Raw genomic sequence first — 15,942 nt, 5'->3', positions numbered from 1 at the left:
TCACAGAGCCACTTCGCCGCCCACTCGTGGGAACCGCCTCTACTTGCAGTTCAGGTGGATGATTCGTTCTAGCGTGTCGGGGTGAGGACGACGTCGGCGACGAGGGCTCGGTGGTCGGCGCCGGGGAGGTCGACTGTTTCGACGGTGGTGGCGTGGGCGTCGGCCAACAGGAAATGGTCGATGCCGACCAGTGGGGGGATGCGCTTGTCGGTGGGGTAGGTGACGAGGTGGCCGGCACCAGCTTGGGCTGCGGCGTCGGCGAAGCGGCCGGTGGTCATGGCGCGGAAGCGGGCGTGGTCGTAGGTGGCGTTGAAGTCGCCGCCGACGATGGTGGGGCGGGTGGGGGAGCGGCGCAGGATTTCGTCGAGGCGGGCGAGTTCGTCGGCCCAGACTCCGGTGTCGTAGACGGGTGGGACGGGGTGGAAGGCGTAGATCGAGACCGGGCCCACCTCGGGGACGGTGGCGGTGGCCGAGATCTGGTTGAGGACGTAACCGTCGTATTCGACGGTGTCGGACAACGGGAATCGGCTCCAGATGCCGGTGCCGCTGGCGGTCTGGCCGGGGGCGAGGTAGCGGTGGGGTAAGAGCTGGTCGAGGCCGGCGCGGGCGAGGTCGTCGACGGCGGGGCGGGTGAGTTCGTTGACGGTGAGGATCGCGATGTCACGGGTGCGGACCTGGTCGACGAGCGCTGCAGGGTCGGCGCCGTCGAAGAGCAGGTTCGCCTGCATCGCCATGATCGGATGACCGTCACCGCCGGGCTCCGCGAAATACAGTGGCGCCTGGGTCGCGATCCCCGCGCCCACCACGACCACCGCCACACCGGTCGCGATCCACTGTTTGGTGGCCGCGAAACCGACGGCACCGATCACCGCACCGCCCATCAGATAGGGCGCCCCCGACGCTGCCAGCACGAGCGGTTCCAGCGGCCAACGGAGGAAATGCAACGGGACCCCAGCCGCCCCGGCCAAGGTCGCTGCCCCGGCCAGCACACCGACACCGACTCGGACTACCTGCGCTCGCATCCGGCCAGCCAAGCACGTGGCGAGAACGGACGCGAATTCGGGAGTTCTGCTCACGGCGAGTCTGTGGCGGCGAGCAGCGCCGCGAGGGCGGACCGACCGGGAGGTGGCGCGGCGGGTGTGGGAATGGTGGTAGGAAAGGGGGCGTGTCGGCATCTGGCGAGAAAACTGGTTTCAACGGGCGGTCGCGCGCGGAAGACGAGGTGGTGCAACTGGTCAGCGAGCTGATCCAGTTCGACACCTCCAACACCGGCGAGCTGGCCACCACCAAGGGTGAGCGGGAGTGCGCCGAGTGGGTGGCGCGGCAACTGCACGAAGTCGGCTACGAGACCGAATACGTCGAGTCGGGTGCGCCGGGGCGCGGGAATGTGTTCGCGCGGTTGAAGGGCGCCGATTCGAGTCGCGGTGCGCTGATGATCCACGGGCACCTCGACGTGGTCCCCGCCGAGGCCGCCGACTGGAGCGTGCACCCGTTCTCGGGCGCGGTGCAGGACGGGTACGTGTGGGGGCGCGGCGCGATCGACATGAAGGACATGGTCGGGATGAGCGTGGCCCTGGCCCGCCAGTTCAAAGCCGAAGGGACCGTGCCGCCGCGGGATCTGGTGTTCGCGTTTCTCGCCGACGAGGAGAACGGCGGCAAATGGGGCTCGCAGTGGCTGGTGGAGCACCGTCCCGACCTGTTCGACGGCGTCACCGAAGCCGTCGGTGAGGTCGGCGGGTTCTCGCTCACCGTGCCACGCCCCGACGGCACCGAACGCAGGCTCTACCTGGTCGAGACCGCGGAGAAGGGGCTGGGCTGGATGCGGTTGCGCGCCAAGGCCCGCGCCGGACACGGGTCGTTCCTGCACGACGACAACGCCGTCACCATCCTCGCCGAGGCAGTCGCGCGGCTGGGCCGCCACACCTTCCCGGTGGTGCTCTCGGATTCGGTGGCCGAATTCCTCGCCGCGGTGAGCGAGGAGAGCGGGCTGGCGTTCGACCCGCACGGTCCCGATATCGAAGGTCAGCTCGCCAAGTTGGGCACCATCTCCCGCATCATCGGCGCCACCCTGCGCGACACCGCGAATCCGACGATGCTGCAGGCCGGCTACAAGGCCAACGTCATCCCGCAGACCGCCGAAGCGGTGGTCGACTGCCGGGTGGTCCCGGGACGCCAAGCCGCGTTCGAACGCGAGGTCGACGAGCTGATCGGCCCCGACGTGGAGCGGGAATGGATCACCAAACTCGACTCCTACGAAACCACCTTCGACGGACACCTCGTCGACGCGATGAACGACGCGGTCCTGGCCCACGACGCCAACGGGCGCACGGTGCCCTACATGCTCTCCGGCGGCACCGACGCGAAAGCGTTCGCGCGGTTGGGGATTCGCTGCTTCGGCTTCGCACCACTGCAGTTGCCGCCGGAGCTGGACTTCACCGCCCTGTTCCACGGGGTGGACGAGCGGGTGCCGGTGGCATCACTGGAATTCGGCACCCGTGTCCTGGAACATTTCCTTCTGCACAGCTGAAAGGTATTGCATGACCTACAACCCGTATGACGCGCTGCCGCAGGTGCCGTCGTTCACTGTCACTTCCGCCGACATCGCCGAGGGTCAGCCGTTGCACAATGATCAGGTGTCGGGGGTGTTCGGGTCCGGCGGCAAGGACATCTCCCCGCAGCTGAGCTGGTCCGGATTCCCTGAGGGCACACAGAGTTTCGCGGTGACCGTGTTCGACCCGGACGCGCCGACCGCGTCGGGTTTCTGGCACTGGGCTGTCGCCAACATCCCCGCTTCGGTGACGAGTTTGGACGTCGGCGCAGGCAGTGAGGGTGGAACCCTGCCCACTGGTGCCGTGTCGCTGCGCAACGACGGCGGCTTTCCCGGCTTCGTCGGCGCATCCCCGCCGAAAGGTCATGGCCCCCACCGGTATTACGTGGTCGTGCACGCGGTCGACGTCCCCGAACTCGAGGTCGGACCGGACGCCACCCCCGCCTACCTCGGATTCAACCTGTTCTTCCACACCCTGGCCAGAGCCACCCTGATCGGCACCTACGAACAGAACTGAGACAAACAGCGGCGGCCCTGAAAGTTCCAGGGCCGCCGCTGTTTTCGCCGCTACTTCACGTTGACGACATGCTCCGGCGGGGTCGCCGCGTAGAGCTGGGAGATGGTCTCGGCGTACTTGTTCGCGATCGGGGTGCGCTTGAGCGACATCTTCGGGGTCAGCTCGTCACCGCCCGGCTCCCACAGGTTGTCCACGATCACGAAACGCTTGATCTGCTCCACCCGCGACAGTTTGCGGTTGCCCGCGAGCACCGCCTCCCTGACCTCGTCGACGATCTCCGAGCGCCGGGCCAGTTCCGCGTGGGTGGCGTCGGTGGCGCCGAAGTCCTTGGCGCGCAACGCCACAACGTCGGGGTCGAGCATGATCAGGGCGGTGATGTAGGCGCGAGCCTCACCGATCGCGACCGCCTGGCCGATCATCGACGAGGCCGCCTTCATGGCGTTCTCGATCGCGGACGGGGCGATGTTCTTGCCCGATTCGTTGATGATCAGTTCCTTCTTGCGATCCACGATGCGCAGGTAGCCGTCGGCGTCGAGGGTGCCGATGTCGCCGGTGTGCAGCCAGCCGTCGCCGTCGATCGCCTCGGCGGTCTTGTCGGGCATATTGCGGTAGCCGGGGGTGATGATCGGGCCACGCAGCAGCACCTCACCGTCGGCGTCCAGGCGCAACTCGCAGCCGTCCAACACCCGCCCGACCGAGCCGGGGCGCGGCTTGTCGATCTCGGTGAAGGTGCCGACACCCGCGGTTTCCGACATCCCCCACACCTCGGCGACGGCGAAGCCGAGGCCGAGGAAGTATTCGAGGGTCTCCGGCGGCACCGGTGCGGCACCGGACGCGGCGACCTTCAACTCGTCGAACCCGAGCGCCGCGCGCAGCTTCGACAACACCAGCGCGTCCGCGATCTTGTGCTGCAGGCCGAGCAGCAGCGAACTCTGTCCGGCCAGCTTCGCCCTCGCCTGCGCGACACCTACCCCGATCGCCCAATTGGCCAGCACCTTCTTGACCGGGCTCGGCTCGACGGCGAGCTTGTTCTCGATGCCGGTCTTGATCTTCTGCCACACCCGCGGCACCCCGAAGAACACCGTCGGGCGCGCATCGGGCAGGGCGGCGGCGATCTCGCGCGGATCGGGGACGGTGGTGATCTGGATGCCGGTGAGCAGGCTCATCGCGTGCGCGGAGATGCGGTCGGCGACGTGCGCGGCGGGCAGATACGACACGGCGCGGTCGTCGAAACCGACCGGCAGCGGACCCGAGACCAGGCCGGCGACCTGGGCGATCACATTGCTCTGGGTGAGCTCGACGCCCTTGGACGGTCCGGTGGTGCCGGAGGTGTAGATCAACGTGGCAAGGTCACCGGGCTGTACCGCCTGCCAGGCCGCGTCGAAATCGAAATCCGGTGCGGGATCGGCTTCCAGCTCGGCCAGGGTGATGGTGCCCTCGGCGGTGCCGTCGACGATGACCGTGTGCTCGACCTCGGCACCGGAGGCGCGGATGGTGTCGAGGAACGCCTGCTCGGTGACGACCACATTGTTGCCCGCATTGGCGAACACGTGCGCGATCTGGTCGGTGGAGCTGGTGTTGTACACCGAGAACGGGGTGGCGCCCAGGTGCAGGGCGGCGGTGTCGATCAGGTTGAACTCGGGTCGATTGGTGAGCATGATGCCGACCGCGTCGCCGTGGCGCACACCCAGTTTCGCCAATCCGGCCGCCAGCGCTTTCACCCTGCTCGCGTACTCGGACCAGGTGATCTCCTGGGTGCCACCGACCGTGCGCAAGGCGATCTGATCGGGCCGCAAGGCGGCAGTCTGCTGGAAGGCGGCGGGCACGGTGTGCACCGTGACCCCGGAGGCGTGCGCGAAACCGATGTCTGTCATATTCCTGTTCCCATAGGCCGAGCTGGATACCGAGCCAATGCGAGTGAAACTGTCTCGTTATCTCGAGACATGGGCGTCAGCAGTGGCGTAGCTCACTTATCGTAACCGGACATACGGGATTGCGAGGGAGGTTATCGGGGACCGCGTGACCGCCACCACGAGTACACCCGAGCTGATTGTTGCTCCTCTGGGAGTGAATCGGCGGGGATCGTGTGATGGCGGTGGAGGCGTTTGGCCTGCAGGTATTGCCTTCCTCTTGTCGACCGCAGCGCGATGGTGAGCGCCACGGGTTCGACGGCGATACCCGCCTCTGTCAGCGCACGGCACTTGTCCGGGTTGTTGGTGAGCAGCCGGACCCGAGCGAGACCGAGTTCGAGTAATGCGTGCGCGGCGCGGTGGTAGCGGCGGGCGTCTGCGTCGAGGCCGAGCCGTCGGTAGCTGTCGAAAGTGTCGGCTCCGGACTGTTCGCTTTCCCGGTAACCGCGTGCTTTCCAGATCAAACCTGCCCCACGGCCCTCCTGTTCCAGATAGACGAGCACCCCGACGCCCTCGGCCTGGATGCGGTTCATCGACTCGGTGAGTTCTAGGCCGCAGTCGCAATCGTCGGAGCCGAGGGCCTCGCCGTAGAGACACCGGGAATGCACCCGTACAAGGCAACCATCGTGGGGTTCACCGAAGACGAGCACGTGCCCACCGTCGAGGGGGTCAGGGATCTCGATGACGCGGATCGGGAGTTGTTTGCCCTTGCGACCCAGTCGGTGTGCGGTGTCGGCACCGGTTCGTCTGGTTCTGGCATCGCCGAATGACAGTATGGTCAACGATCCTCCGAACGTGGACAGCGCGGTCCGGCGCAAGGCCGGACAGGTGCGAGTTGATCGCCGCGACTCTACTCGCGGATCAGGGGGGCGGCGGATACAGGCGCACGACCCGGTTGATGTCCTCGACACTGGGCATCGACACCGCGACCGGGCTGATTTTCTGGGCGGGAATCATCGCCGCAGTCGCCCACGTGAAATCTGCTGCGGCGAGCGGGCCTTGCGCGTCGACGAGACGGTAGGCCAATGCGCCGGTGAATGCGGCTGCGGCACCGACGGAAGCCTTGAGCACCTGGGGAAAGTGATCGATGACTGTCTCGACGGTGTCCGAGGCGACGGCGCACCGGAAGCCCTCGACTGTGCAGACGGCGCCGACACCGAGCCCTCGCAGTAGTCGGGCGATATCGTCTGCCGAATCAGTGACAACGTCGGGGAGCAGGGCCGTGAGATCGGCCGCCGATCCGACGAGGTAGTCGACCACGCTCAAGTACTGGTAAAGGCTCTGCGGGACAGCAAGTGTCGGCGTCGGACAGACGATGACGGGCGGTTTGGGCTCCATCTGCGATACCAACGACAGCACCTGCTCGATCACCGCGGGGGGTTGCTCGAAGCTGAGGATCACGGCATCGGAGGCAGCCAGCGTGGCGCGCAGTTCGTGGCGGTGCAGGTCTTCGTCCTGGAGTTGGACGCGGGTGTCGCGGCAGCCGATGATCAGTGTCTCGCCGCTCGGAGTGATCACCACCGCGGTCACCAGTGACGGTGCGAAGGGGACGACCTTGACCAGGTCGGGGCTGACGCCCTCCGCCTCGATGAATTCGAGTATCCGGCGGCCATCATCGTCACCGCCGACGGCGCAGACGAGGTGCACCTCGATGGCGAGTCGGGACGCGGCGACGGCGCGGTTGAGCCCTTTACCACCGGGGTGTCCGATGAACTGGCCGCTCGCCGCGTCGTCTGTGGCAGGAAAAGCGTTCACCCGGTAGATGTGATCCATGACAGCATCACCGAAAATTGTGACGACACCGCGGCGTGCAGCTACCCCGGCAGCCTGGACGACCGGCGGTCCGGCCATCGGATAGCCCGACTCGGTGGCGAGCAGACCGGCGAGCGCGGTGAACGCGTTGTGCTCGGAAACGGTGCGCAACCGTTTGACGGTGGGCACCTCGGGAACCGGTTCGACGTCGAGCAGGGTGTGCAGGGCAACCCACTGTTCGGTCAAGGCCTCTCGACGTTCCCCGAGGTTGTCTGCATAAAGGCGTTCGGCATCGATACCGACGCCGTCGCGGTCCCGGAACAGTCCCAGCGACAGCACCGCATCCACGATCAGGCGATCCGTGGGCGGTAGCCACTGCGCGACTTCGGACACGACCGGCAGGATCGATTCCTCGACGGTGACCCCCGCGCGACGGGAGTATCGACGCACCGACAGCAGCTCTAGCAGCGGCGCAGCATCGATCTCGGTGTGGCGCAAGCGTTCTGCGCTCAGGCCCGCGTACTTTCCCAACCTCGCCAGGATGGAGCGGATCGCGGCGACGCGAGCATCCTGGGGAACCGTCGGCATGTTGCCTCCCGTGAACTTCTCGACGTACCGGCACCGGATCCGGGGCGGACGCCGGACTGCGATCGCCAGAATTCGGGTTTGCCACCCTCGGATTCTGGCAATTACCAACGTACAACGGCAATTGACCGCAGTGAAGGGCAAATGCCACACTGGAATTGGCGATACAGCGAGTTCACGCAGGATACGGCGAGCTCGAGGTGCAGTCGGCGCCACCGTCGATGCACGTGCCGAACGCGAGTTGAGGGGCGCGCCGGCATCTGGAGGAACTGGGAGCGCGAGCTCCCCTTCGTGGAATCGGAGCATCCGATGACCATTCACCTGACCCCGGACGACATGCGCAGCACCCGGAGCCCCGAATACGCGGTGCGGGTGGTCACCGACCCCGACATCTGGCAGCTGAGCTGGCTGCCCGAACGCAAACTCACCCGCGAACAGGCCTACGCGGGAATGCAACTCGACGAGTTGATCAGCGATCTGGCCGCCGCGCACGACCGGCTGGTGCACGCGCAGATCAGTGCCTACGCCGACGAACTCGGGATCGTCTGGGAACAGGCCATCATCCGGCTGTTCAAGCGAATGATCGAACGACTGGACAACGGTGACCCCGAGGAGGCGGCTTATCGAGCGGCGCCGTCGGGCTGCCCACGTACCGCGCCGCAGCTGTTCGGGCACGGTAACGCGAAGCGGCGCGTCTACTTCGGGTGATGCACACCGTGTTCGGCGCCGACCGCGTCCGACAGTGACGCGTAGCCACCGGCACGCAGTTTCGCGGCGATGCCGCGGTGGATGCGGGTGGTCCAGAAGGGGCCGCCGTAGATGAAGCCGGTGTAGCCCTGCAGCAGGGTCGCGCCGGCGAGGATGCGGGCCCAGGCCTGCTCGGGGGTTTCGATGCCGCCGACGGAGATCAGGACGACCTGGTCGCCGACGCGGGTGTAGAGGCGGCGCAGGACTTCCAAGGAACGGTCGGCAACCGGGGCGCCGGACAGGCCACCCGCGCCCATGGCCTCGACTTCGGCGGCGGGGGTGTTCAGGCCGTCGCGGCGGATGGTGGTGTTGGTGGCGACGATGCCTGCCAGGCCGAGTTCGACGGCGAGGTCGGCGACGGCGTCGATGTCGTCGTCGGACAGGTCGGGGGCGATCTTCACCAGCACCGGCACTGTTCGATTTCGCCGTCCGTGGGGCCCTGTGTGGTTACGCTGCGCTACCGCCTCCGGGCCCGTCACGGTCGGCGCGACACTGTCGAGCACGGCCTGCAGGATCGGACGCAGCGATTCGACGGCTTGCAGGTCACGCAGGCCGGGGGTGTTGGGGGAGGACACGTTGACCACGACGAAGTCCGCGAGCGGGCCGAGTAATCGGGCGCTGGTCGCGTAATCGCCGGCCGCGTCTTCGGGTTCGGTGACCTTGGTCTTGCCGATGTTGGCGCCGATCGGGACGGTGGGGTTGGCGCCGTGCAGGCGGGCGGCCGCGGCGGCGGCACCGTGGTTGTTGAAACCCATCCGGTTGATCAGGGCGTGGTCGGCGGGCAGCCGGAACAGGCGCGGCGCGGGGTTACCCGGCTGAGCGTGAGCGGTGACGGTACCGATCTCGGCGAAGCCGAAACCCAGTGTGCCCCAGGCATTCGCGCCGTCGGCGTTCTTGTCGAAACCGGCGGCCAGACCCAGCGGGGCGGGGAAATCGATACCGAACGCGGTGGTGGCCAGGATCGGGTCTTCCACCACGGTGAGCTTGCGGGCCAGCCAACGGGTCGGCGGGAACCAGGTGGCGCAACGCAGGGCGGCGAACACCAGGTGATGCACCCGCTCCGGCGGGATCAGGAACATCAGGCGTAACAGGAGGGCGTACATGGTCGGCTCACAATCCGGGTTCGGGCACAGGCAGGACGGCATTTTTGCGGCGGCGCAACAGCACCCGGCGACTGCCGTCGGTGTAGGCGCGTACCCGCGACAACTCCCAGCCACCGAATTCGGCCTGGATGGCCAGTCGCATCGAGGCGGTGACCCGGTTGACCTCGGGTGGCAGCCGCAGGGGCACGTATTCGTAGTCGTCGTTGCTGGTTTCCCAGCCCGGCGGTATCGCTGAACGCGAATTTCGAGGTTTGGCCATCACTGCCCTCTCTTCCGCTCGTCCGCGCCGATCCGCTGCACACCCTCGCCCGTGGCCGAGGCCACGTACAGGTCGCCGGTGCGTTCGTCGACGGTGATCGCGTCGGGTTGGCGTAGCGTCGCGAGCCTGGCCACCTCGACACCGATGCCGGTCGACAGGTCGTAGCCGACGACCTCGTTGCTCGACGTGGTGCTCACCCACACCGTGTCCGAGCGCGGGTCGTAAGCGAGCGCGTAAGGCGATGATGATACCGGGAATCGCTGCCGCAGCACGAGCGGACCGGCCGAATAAACGAGCAGTTCATCGCCCGCGGTGTCGGCCACGATGATGCGTCCGTGTGGGTCGGTGACGGCGTTGGTGGCGCCGTCGCCCGCGCGCAGCATCAGGCCGAGTGCCTGCTCGCCCACGGCGACGACTGCGGTTTGTTTGCGGTCTACGACGGTGATGTTCTCGCCGGTCAGCGCGAGGACGTCGGCCGAGACCAGGCCCGTGATGGTGCGGGTGACGGTGCCGTCGGTGGTGAGTTCACGAACCGTGCCGTCGGCGGTACCGACGACAAGGGTGCCGTCGGTGCGAGTTTGCACGCTGTGCACGTCACCGTCGACAGCGGTCTCGGTGAGCGATCCCGTGGTGGCGTCCACCCGCAAAACCCGGTTGAGGGCGGCGACGAGGACTTCTCCCTGCTTGCCCTGGGCCAGTGACACGCCGGGAGCGGGGAGGGTGATCGTGTGCGCGGCGGCCGGTGCGGCGGGGTCGATCAGGGTCAGTGCGGTGCCTGCGGTGTCGAGGGCGGCGAGTCGACCGGTCGAGCGTTCGGCGAGCAGTGCTCTGGTCGCGGGGGCGGGGAAGACCTGTCCGGCCGGATTCGCCGCGGCAGGGGAGACTGCCGCGGTCGCGGGCGCCCTGGTGGGAACGTCGGGACCGCCGTCTTCACCGCTGCAGCCGGTCAGTACCACCAAAACCACCGCGCCGACCAACGCAGAGGCGACCGAGCCACGAGGGCGCATGCACCGAACTCCTTCAATCCGCACGAGTGACTCCCTGGATCACCATCTGACCATGATGACTCACCAGTAGCTTCGACCGGGTAGCGCGCGTCGGAGGTGTCAGTGACGCACGTTACTGTTGACACGTCGACAATTGTTTGCCACTCAGCGGCAGGAGAAGCTCACGATGACCGACCGGACGCCGGCGGGTTTCGGCATCGATGACATATCCGTCGGTCCGTTCGCCCATGGCTTCGGCACCACCGACGACGGCCACCCGTTCGCCTTCCGGACCAACCACGCCACCCTGACCGTGCAGATCTACCGCGCCGACCTGGGCGAGGCGGTCCCCGACTCCGATGACGTGGTGGCCCAGGCGCAGGCGGCGGTGACCGATATCGACCTCGGTGACGCACGCAGTGTCAGTGCCTTCGTGCGCGATCTGATCCCCGACGCGACCCCTGTCGGGGTGCCCGCTTCCGGTGACATCTCCACAGTTCGCGCCATCCTGGGGCGGATCAGTGCCGTCATTGATGGTATGTAGATGGTGATGTCTTCCACACTTTCCGCCAGGGCCGCTGCGGCCACCGCCTGCCTCACGGCTCTCGTCTGTCTTACCGCGTGCGCGGGAAGCTCCGACGAGGCCTCGGTCGACGCCGCACGGTCCTCGGCCAACGCCTCCCTCTCCTCCTCCGTCGCCGTCTCGGCCAGCAAGGCCAACGTGCCGCTGCCGACCGCCCAAGAACTCGACGCGCAGATCAAACGCGCGCTCGACCCCGCCCTGCCCGATGTCGAACGCACCGAACTGATCGAGGACGGTGCCGCGTTCTCCGACGCCATCCCCGACATGTACAAGGCGCTGCGCGACAACCCCCACGCCGTGTACGGCGTCGTCGACCCGGTCTTCGACAACCGCGACGGCACCCTCACCGCCACCATGCGCCTGGACAAGGACGGTTCGGGCACCAACGTGCGCACCACCATCGTGCATTTCGTGCTGCTCGACGGTAAGTGGAAGATCTCGCGCACCGACCTCTGCGGCATCCTGCGCTCGGCCGACTACCGCACCGCCGCCTGCGGTTGAGATGAGCGAATCTCGATCCATGCGGTGGGGCAGGTTCGTCTACCGGCACCGGTTCCTCGTGCTCGGCTTCTTCGTCCTGGTCGTGCTGTTCTCGGGGTGGTTCGGTCGCGATCTGTCCGACCGCTACACCCAGGAGGGCTGGTTCGACGAGTCCAGCCAGTCGGTGGCGGCGTCGAAACTGGCCGACGACACGTTCGGCCGCGACACAGACGGGGACCTGATCGTCATCTACACCGCCCCGCCGGGCACCACCGTCGACGATGCCGCCGTGCGCGGACCGGTGACGAAAGCGCTGGCCGACCTGCGTAAAGAGCACGGCGACCGGATCCACAAGATCGACAGCTACTGGGACAGCCCGTTCTCGGCCAACGCCTCCGATCCGACGAAGCAGCACGCGTTCGCCAGTATCGGGCTCGCCGGTGGCGGTGGGACCGCGACGGTCAACAACTATCTCGCGCTGAAACCACACCTGGATGCCGGTGTGGACGGTGCCGGGCCCGGCGGGACGACGGTGCAGCTGGCCGGGCTGCAGCCGGTGGTCGAGGGCATCAATATCGGGATGCAGCACGACATCAAGCGCGCCGAGATCATCGCGTTGCCGATCGTGGCGATCCTGCTGTACTTCGTGTTCGGCGGGGTGATCGGCGCGCTGCTGCCGGTGCTGATCGGTGGGCTCACCATCCTCGGCACCTCCGGGATCCTGCGGGTCCTCACCGCCCACATCGAGGTCAATGTGTTCGCCAGCGCGGTGATGACCTTGGTGGCGCTCGGGTTGGCGATCGACTACGGACTGTTCACCGTGACCCGGTTCCGGGAGGAACTGGCCGCGGGACGCTCGGTCGAGGACGCGACCGCCCGGACCGTCGCCACGGCGGGGCGCACCGTGCTGTTCTCCGCGGCGATCATCGCGGTGAGTCTCGGGGCGCTGTTCATCTTCCCGAACGGTGTGTTGCGGTCGGTGCCCTACGGTGGCATCTCCGCGGTGATGCTGGCGGCGCTGCTGTCGGTGACCGCGCTGCCCGCCGCGTTGGGTATCGCCGGGCACCGGATCGACTGGTTGGGCTGGAAACGGTTCTCGCGCAGCAAGACCGAAGCAGAGATCGACGCCGGGTTCTTCTCCCGGCTGGCCCAGTGGGCGATGCGACGGCCGTGGGCGGTGGTCATCCCGATCGTGCTCGGTCTGCTGGCGTTGAGTATTCCGTTGCGCCACATCGAGTTCGGTGGGATCAGCGAGAAATACCTGGCCGCCGACAACCCGGCGCGAGTCGCCCAGGAAGACTTCGATCACCTGTTTCCCGGCTTCCGCACCGAACCGTTGAAACTGATCGTGGTCGGTGCCTCGCCCCAGCAGTTGAGCGATATCCGGTTCGAGGCCAATCAGGTTCCCGGGCTGACCGGGCGGTTCGAACCGGCGGCGGCGACCAAGGACAACGTCAACGTGCTCTCGGCCGGGCTCGGTGACAAACGCGACGCCGACCGGGTGATCGACACGCTGCGTGCGCTGCCCGCGCCACCGGGCGTGGAGGTGATGGTCGCCGGAATCCCCGCGCTCGAACGCGACAGCATCAACGGGTTGATCGACGGGCTACCACTGCTGTTGGCGATCCTGATCGCGGCGGCATTGGCGTTGATGATCGCGGCATTCCGATCGGTGATCCTGGCGGTGAAAGCCGTCGCGATGAGCGCGCTCAGTCTGTTCTCGACGCTGGGTGTGTTGACGTGGATCTTCGTGGAAGGGCACGGGTCCGAGGCCTTCCAGTTCACGCCGGGGCCGTTGATGTTCGCGGTGGTGGCATTGATCGTGACGGTGATCTTCGGCCTGTCCACCGACTACGAAGTCTTCCTGCTGTCACGCATCGCCGAGAAGCGCGCCGCGGGCGCCGATGCCGAAGAATCGATCCGCTACGGCGTGGCCCACACCGGCGGCGTCATCACCTCGGCCGCCGCGATCCTGATCGTGGTGACCGGAGCCTTCGGATTCTCCGATCTGGTGCTGATGAAATACATCGCCTACGGGATGATCGTGGCGCTGATCATCGACGCCACGATCATCCGCATGGTGCTCACCCCCGCCCTGCTGAAGATCATCTGGAAGTAGCGGCGCCAGGGTTTCAGAGGACGGTCAGTAGTACGTCGATGAGGTGGTAGAGCCTGGGGGTGTCGTTGGTCTTGGCCATGACGCGTAGGCCGTTGCTGGTGGTGACCAGCAGGGCCGCAATAGAATTCGGGTCGAGGCCCTGATCGACATCGCCGTCGCGGCGCCCCTGATCGATGCGGGCGGCCAGAGCGGCGACGACGCCGTGTTCGATGCGACGCAACGTCTGGGTGATCGCCGCGTCGTGGCCGGCGAGCTCGGCGGCGGTGTTGGCGGCGAGGCAGCCGCGTCGAACCGGCGAAGCCATGTCGAGATCGACTGCCGCGCGCAGATATTCGCGCAGACACTCCCGGGTGGTGCCGGGACGGGACATGTAGTCCTCGGCCATGGCCACCCCGAGGCGGCCGTAGCGGTCGAGGACCATGTCGAACAGGGCGCGTTTGCTGCCGAAAGTGTTGTACAGGCTGCCTTTTCCGATGCCGGTGGCCTCGGCGAGCTGCGCGGGGGAGGTGTTGGCGTAGCCGTGGGTCCAGAACTGGTCCATCGCACGGTCGAGGACCGTGTCTGTGTCGAAGTTCTGAGGTCTGGCCACAGGCTCACGGTATCGGTTCTTTACCTGAAGGCCAATAACGGGACACCGTTACCGTGGCTCGTCACCAAGGCACTGTTCCGGCATCGTCGAAGAATCCACCGGTCGGGCCGTCGTCGGGCAGAGTCGCGAGGTGGATCGCGATCGCCGCTCCCTGTTGTGGTGTGCGGAGGCCTTGGAAACCGTTGAGGTCGGTGGCGGTGTAACCGGGGCAGGCGGCGTTGATCAGGATGTCGGTGTCGCGCAGTTGCTCGGCGTATTGGACGGTGACGGCGTTGAGGAAGGTCTTGGACGCCGAGTACGCGGTGAGGATCGGGCCCAGGTCGATGTCGGGCGTGGTCTGGAGGGCGAGCGAACCGACGCTGCTGGACATGTTGACGATGCGTGGTGATGCCGAGCGGTACAGCATGGGCAGCATCGCGTTGGTGACCCGGATGACGCCGATCACGTTGGTTTCCACGACAGTTCGCACGGTAGCGGGATCGACCGTGGTGGGTGCCTGTGGCATGCCGCCGGTAATCGCGGCATTGTTGACCAGGACGTCGAGGCCGCCTGCCTGGTCGGCGATCAGCTCGGCAGCTGCGGCGGCGCTCGCGTCGTCGTCCACGTCGAGCGGCACGCCGAACGCATCGGCCCCGGCCGCGCGCAGCTTCTCCACCGCAGTCTCGCGGCGTTGCCGATCCCTCGCGCCCACCCCGATTCGCCAGCCGAGGGTGCCGAGGCCCGCCGCGATCTCGTAGCCGATGCCTTTGTTCGCGCCGGTCACCAGCGCGATCTTCGGTTCACTCATGCCGTTGATCATGTTGCGGACCCAGGTGGGGCGTCCAAGACCGATCGGGTGGTCGGCGATACCGCACGGGTATCGGTCGTGGTGAGCGATGGATACGATGACCCGGTGGAGATTCGGGAGTTGCGGTACTTCGTCGCCGTGGCCGAGGAGTTGCACTTCGGGCGGGCGGCACAGCGGCTCGCGATGGCGCAACCTCCACTGTCGCGGGCGATCCAGCAGTTGGAACGACGGCTAGGTGTCGTTCTGCTGCAACGCAATTCACGGGCGATCACGCTGACCGAGGCGGGGTCGGTTCTTCTGCGGGAGGCTCGGTTCACGCTCGAAGCAGTCGAGGCCGCTGAGCGACGCACTCGTCGTGCCGGTGCCGAGCGGTCCGGTGTGGTGCTGGCGACCAAGGCAGGCGCGTCGAGCGAACTGTTGTCGAAGCTGTTGGACGCCTACGCCGCCGAGCCCGACGCTGTCGCCGTCGAGGTGGTGCTGTGCGGGCCGGGCGAATCGGAGGGCCTGCTCCGCGACGGGCGCGCCGATGTCGCGCTGCTGCACCGGCCCTATGACGCGACGACCGGATTCGACACCGAGGACCTGCACAGCGAAACACAGGTCGTGGTCCTGCCCGCGGGGCACGTCCTCGCGAACCGACCCCACGTGTCGATGGCCGAGGTCATGGCCCTGACCGACCTGCCCTTGCCGAGGTGGCCTCGACGGGATGGAAGCTATCCGGACGGCCCAGGGCCGCGGGTTCGCGACCATACCCAGTTGACGCAGTTGATCACGCTCGGACGGGCCTGCGCGGTGGTGCCGGAGTCGCTGCGAGCTCAGCTCCGCGACGATCACGCTGTCGTGCCGGTGTCGGACGCTCCGATCGTCACGACTGTTATCGCCTGGCCACCACACAGCAGATCCAGAGCGGTCGCCGACCTCGTTCGTACAGCTACACGCCTTTAGCCGCGTAGCTGTCGGTGATCTCTCTGCATGCC

The 15,942-nt window shown here is 67.0% G+C and carries 16 protein-coding genes; 7 read left to right on the top strand and 9 right to left on the bottom strand.

Annotation, left to right across the window (positions count from 1 at the left end):
- Positions 1–68 precede the first annotated feature (68 nt).
- Positions 69–1,022 (bottom strand): endonuclease/exonuclease/phosphatase family protein, encoded by a 954-nt coding sequence (locus ACFWUP_RS14565; protein WP_379234336.1) that lies wholly within the window; start codon positions 1,020–1,022, stop codon positions 69–71.
- 143 nt (positions 1,023–1,165) lie between these two features.
- Between ACFWUP_RS14565 and ACFWUP_RS14560 the strand changes: the two genes are divergently transcribed.
- Together ACFWUP_RS14560 and ACFWUP_RS14555 are read left to right on the top strand one after the other, a co-directional pair.
- A complete protein-coding gene (locus tag ACFWUP_RS14560; RefSeq protein ID WP_379234334.1) occupies positions 1,166–2,527 on the top strand; it encodes a M20/M25/M40 family metallo-hydrolase in 1,362 nt (453 codons plus the stop codon).
- A gap of 10 nt (positions 2,528–2,537) precedes the next feature.
- The gene (locus ACFWUP_RS14555) at positions 2,538–3,065 is read left to right on the top strand and encodes a YbhB/YbcL family Raf kinase inhibitor-like protein (RefSeq protein WP_379234332.1); all 528 of its coding nucleotides are present in this window, start codon (positions 2,538–2,540) and stop codon (positions 3,063–3,065) included.
- 50 nt (positions 3,066–3,115) lie between these two features.
- On the opposite strand, the gene ACFWUP_RS14550 is transcribed toward ACFWUP_RS14555, so the two are convergent.
- From ACFWUP_RS14550 to ACFWUP_RS14540, 3 genes are all read right to left on the bottom strand, one after another.
- Positions 3,116–4,939 carry an AMP-dependent synthetase/ligase gene (locus tag ACFWUP_RS14550; protein WP_379234330.1) on the bottom strand — a complete coding sequence of 608 codons (1,824 nt, stop codon included), beginning with the start codon at positions 4,937–4,939 and terminating at the stop codon, positions 3,116–3,118.
- A 131-nt stretch (positions 4,940–5,070) separates the two neighbouring features.
- Positions 5,071–5,757: a GTP cyclohydrolase II RibA gene (gene ribA / locus ACFWUP_RS14545; RefSeq protein WP_379234328.1), complete on the bottom strand. Its 687-nt coding sequence runs from the start codon at positions 5,755–5,757 to the stop codon at positions 5,071–5,073.
- Positions 5,758–5,836: 79 nt separating this feature from the next.
- Positions 5,837–7,315, bottom strand: coding sequence for a PfkB family carbohydrate kinase (locus ACFWUP_RS14540; RefSeq protein WP_379234326.1), 1,479 nt, complete (start codon positions 7,313–7,315; stop codon positions 5,837–5,839).
- Positions 7,316–7,621: 306 nt separating this feature from the next.
- Here ACFWUP_RS14540 and ACFWUP_RS14535 point away from each other — a divergent pair, with 306 nt between their 5' ends.
- The gene (locus ACFWUP_RS14535; protein ID WP_379234324.1) at positions 7,622–8,020 is read left to right on the top strand and encodes a hypothetical protein; all 399 of its coding nucleotides are present in this window, start codon (positions 7,622–7,624) and stop codon (positions 8,018–8,020) included.
- On the opposite strand, the gene ACFWUP_RS14530 is transcribed toward ACFWUP_RS14535, so the two are convergent.
- The 3 genes from ACFWUP_RS14530 to ACFWUP_RS14520 are packed head-to-tail and all read right to left on the bottom strand — an operon-like array spanning position 8,008 to position 10,428.
- The gene (locus ACFWUP_RS14530; protein ID WP_379234323.1) at positions 8,008–9,162 is read right to left on the bottom strand and encodes a quinone-dependent dihydroorotate dehydrogenase; all 1,155 of its coding nucleotides are present in this window, start codon (positions 9,160–9,162) and stop codon (positions 8,008–8,010) included. The genes ACFWUP_RS14535 and ACFWUP_RS14530 overlap by 13 nt on opposite strands.
- Before the next feature lie 7 nt (positions 9,163–9,169).
- Complete coding sequence (locus ACFWUP_RS14525; protein WP_379234321.1) at positions 9,170–9,421, bottom strand: DUF5703 family protein; 252 nt, start codon at positions 9,419–9,421, stop codon at positions 9,170–9,172.
- On the bottom strand, positions 9,421–10,428 hold the full coding sequence (locus ACFWUP_RS14520; protein ID WP_379234319.1) for a hypothetical protein: 1,008 nt from the start codon (positions 10,426–10,428) through the stop codon (positions 9,421–9,423). The genes ACFWUP_RS14525 and ACFWUP_RS14520 overlap by 1 nt, the downstream gene beginning before the upstream one ends.
- A 166-nt stretch (positions 10,429–10,594) precedes the next feature.
- Here ACFWUP_RS14520 and ACFWUP_RS14515 point away from each other — a divergent pair, with 166 nt between their 5' ends.
- The 3 genes from ACFWUP_RS14515 to ACFWUP_RS14505 are packed head-to-tail and all read left to right on the top strand — an operon-like array spanning position 10,595 to position 13,589.
- Entirely contained in the window at positions 10,595–10,951 is a 357-nt protein-coding gene (locus ACFWUP_RS14515; protein WP_379234317.1) for a hypothetical protein, read from the top strand.
- Between the two features lie 6 nt (positions 10,952–10,957).
- Positions 10,958–11,491 carry a hypothetical protein gene (locus ACFWUP_RS14510; protein ID WP_379234315.1) on the top strand — a complete coding sequence of 178 codons (534 nt, stop codon included), beginning with the start codon at positions 10,958–10,960 and terminating at the stop codon, positions 11,489–11,491.
- A gap of 1 nt (position 11,492) precedes the next feature.
- Entirely contained in the window at positions 11,493–13,589 is a 2,097-nt protein-coding gene (locus ACFWUP_RS14505; protein ID WP_379234313.1) for an MMPL family transporter, read from the top strand.
- 13 nt (positions 13,590–13,602) lie between these two features.
- On the opposite strand, the gene ACFWUP_RS14500 is transcribed toward ACFWUP_RS14505, so the two are convergent.
- Together ACFWUP_RS14500 and ACFWUP_RS14495 are read right to left on the bottom strand one after the other, a co-directional pair.
- Complete coding sequence (locus tag ACFWUP_RS14500; protein WP_379234311.1) at positions 13,603–14,178, bottom strand: TetR/AcrR family transcriptional regulator; 576 nt, start codon at positions 14,176–14,178, stop codon at positions 13,603–13,605.
- Positions 14,179–14,239: 61 nt separating this feature from the next.
- Positions 14,240–14,965, bottom strand: coding sequence for an SDR family NAD(P)-dependent oxidoreductase (locus ACFWUP_RS14495; RefSeq protein WP_379234309.1), 726 nt, complete (start codon positions 14,963–14,965; stop codon positions 14,240–14,242).
- 105 nt (positions 14,966–15,070) lie between these two features.
- On the opposite strand from ACFWUP_RS14495, the gene ACFWUP_RS14490 reads away from it, so the two are divergent.
- Positions 15,071–15,910: a LysR family transcriptional regulator gene (locus tag ACFWUP_RS14490; protein WP_379234307.1), complete on the top strand. Its 840-nt coding sequence runs from the start codon at positions 15,071–15,073 to the stop codon at positions 15,908–15,910.
- Positions 15,911–15,942 lie beyond the last annotated feature (32 nt).

Source organism: Nocardia sp. NPDC058658 (genome assembly GCF_042716665.1).
In the GTDB taxonomy this organism is placed as follows: Bacteria; Actinomycetota; Actinomycetes; order Mycobacteriales; family Mycobacteriaceae; genus Nocardia.
Note: the sequence above shows the minus strand (reverse complement) of the source record. Positions and strands in the feature narration are given on the sequence as shown.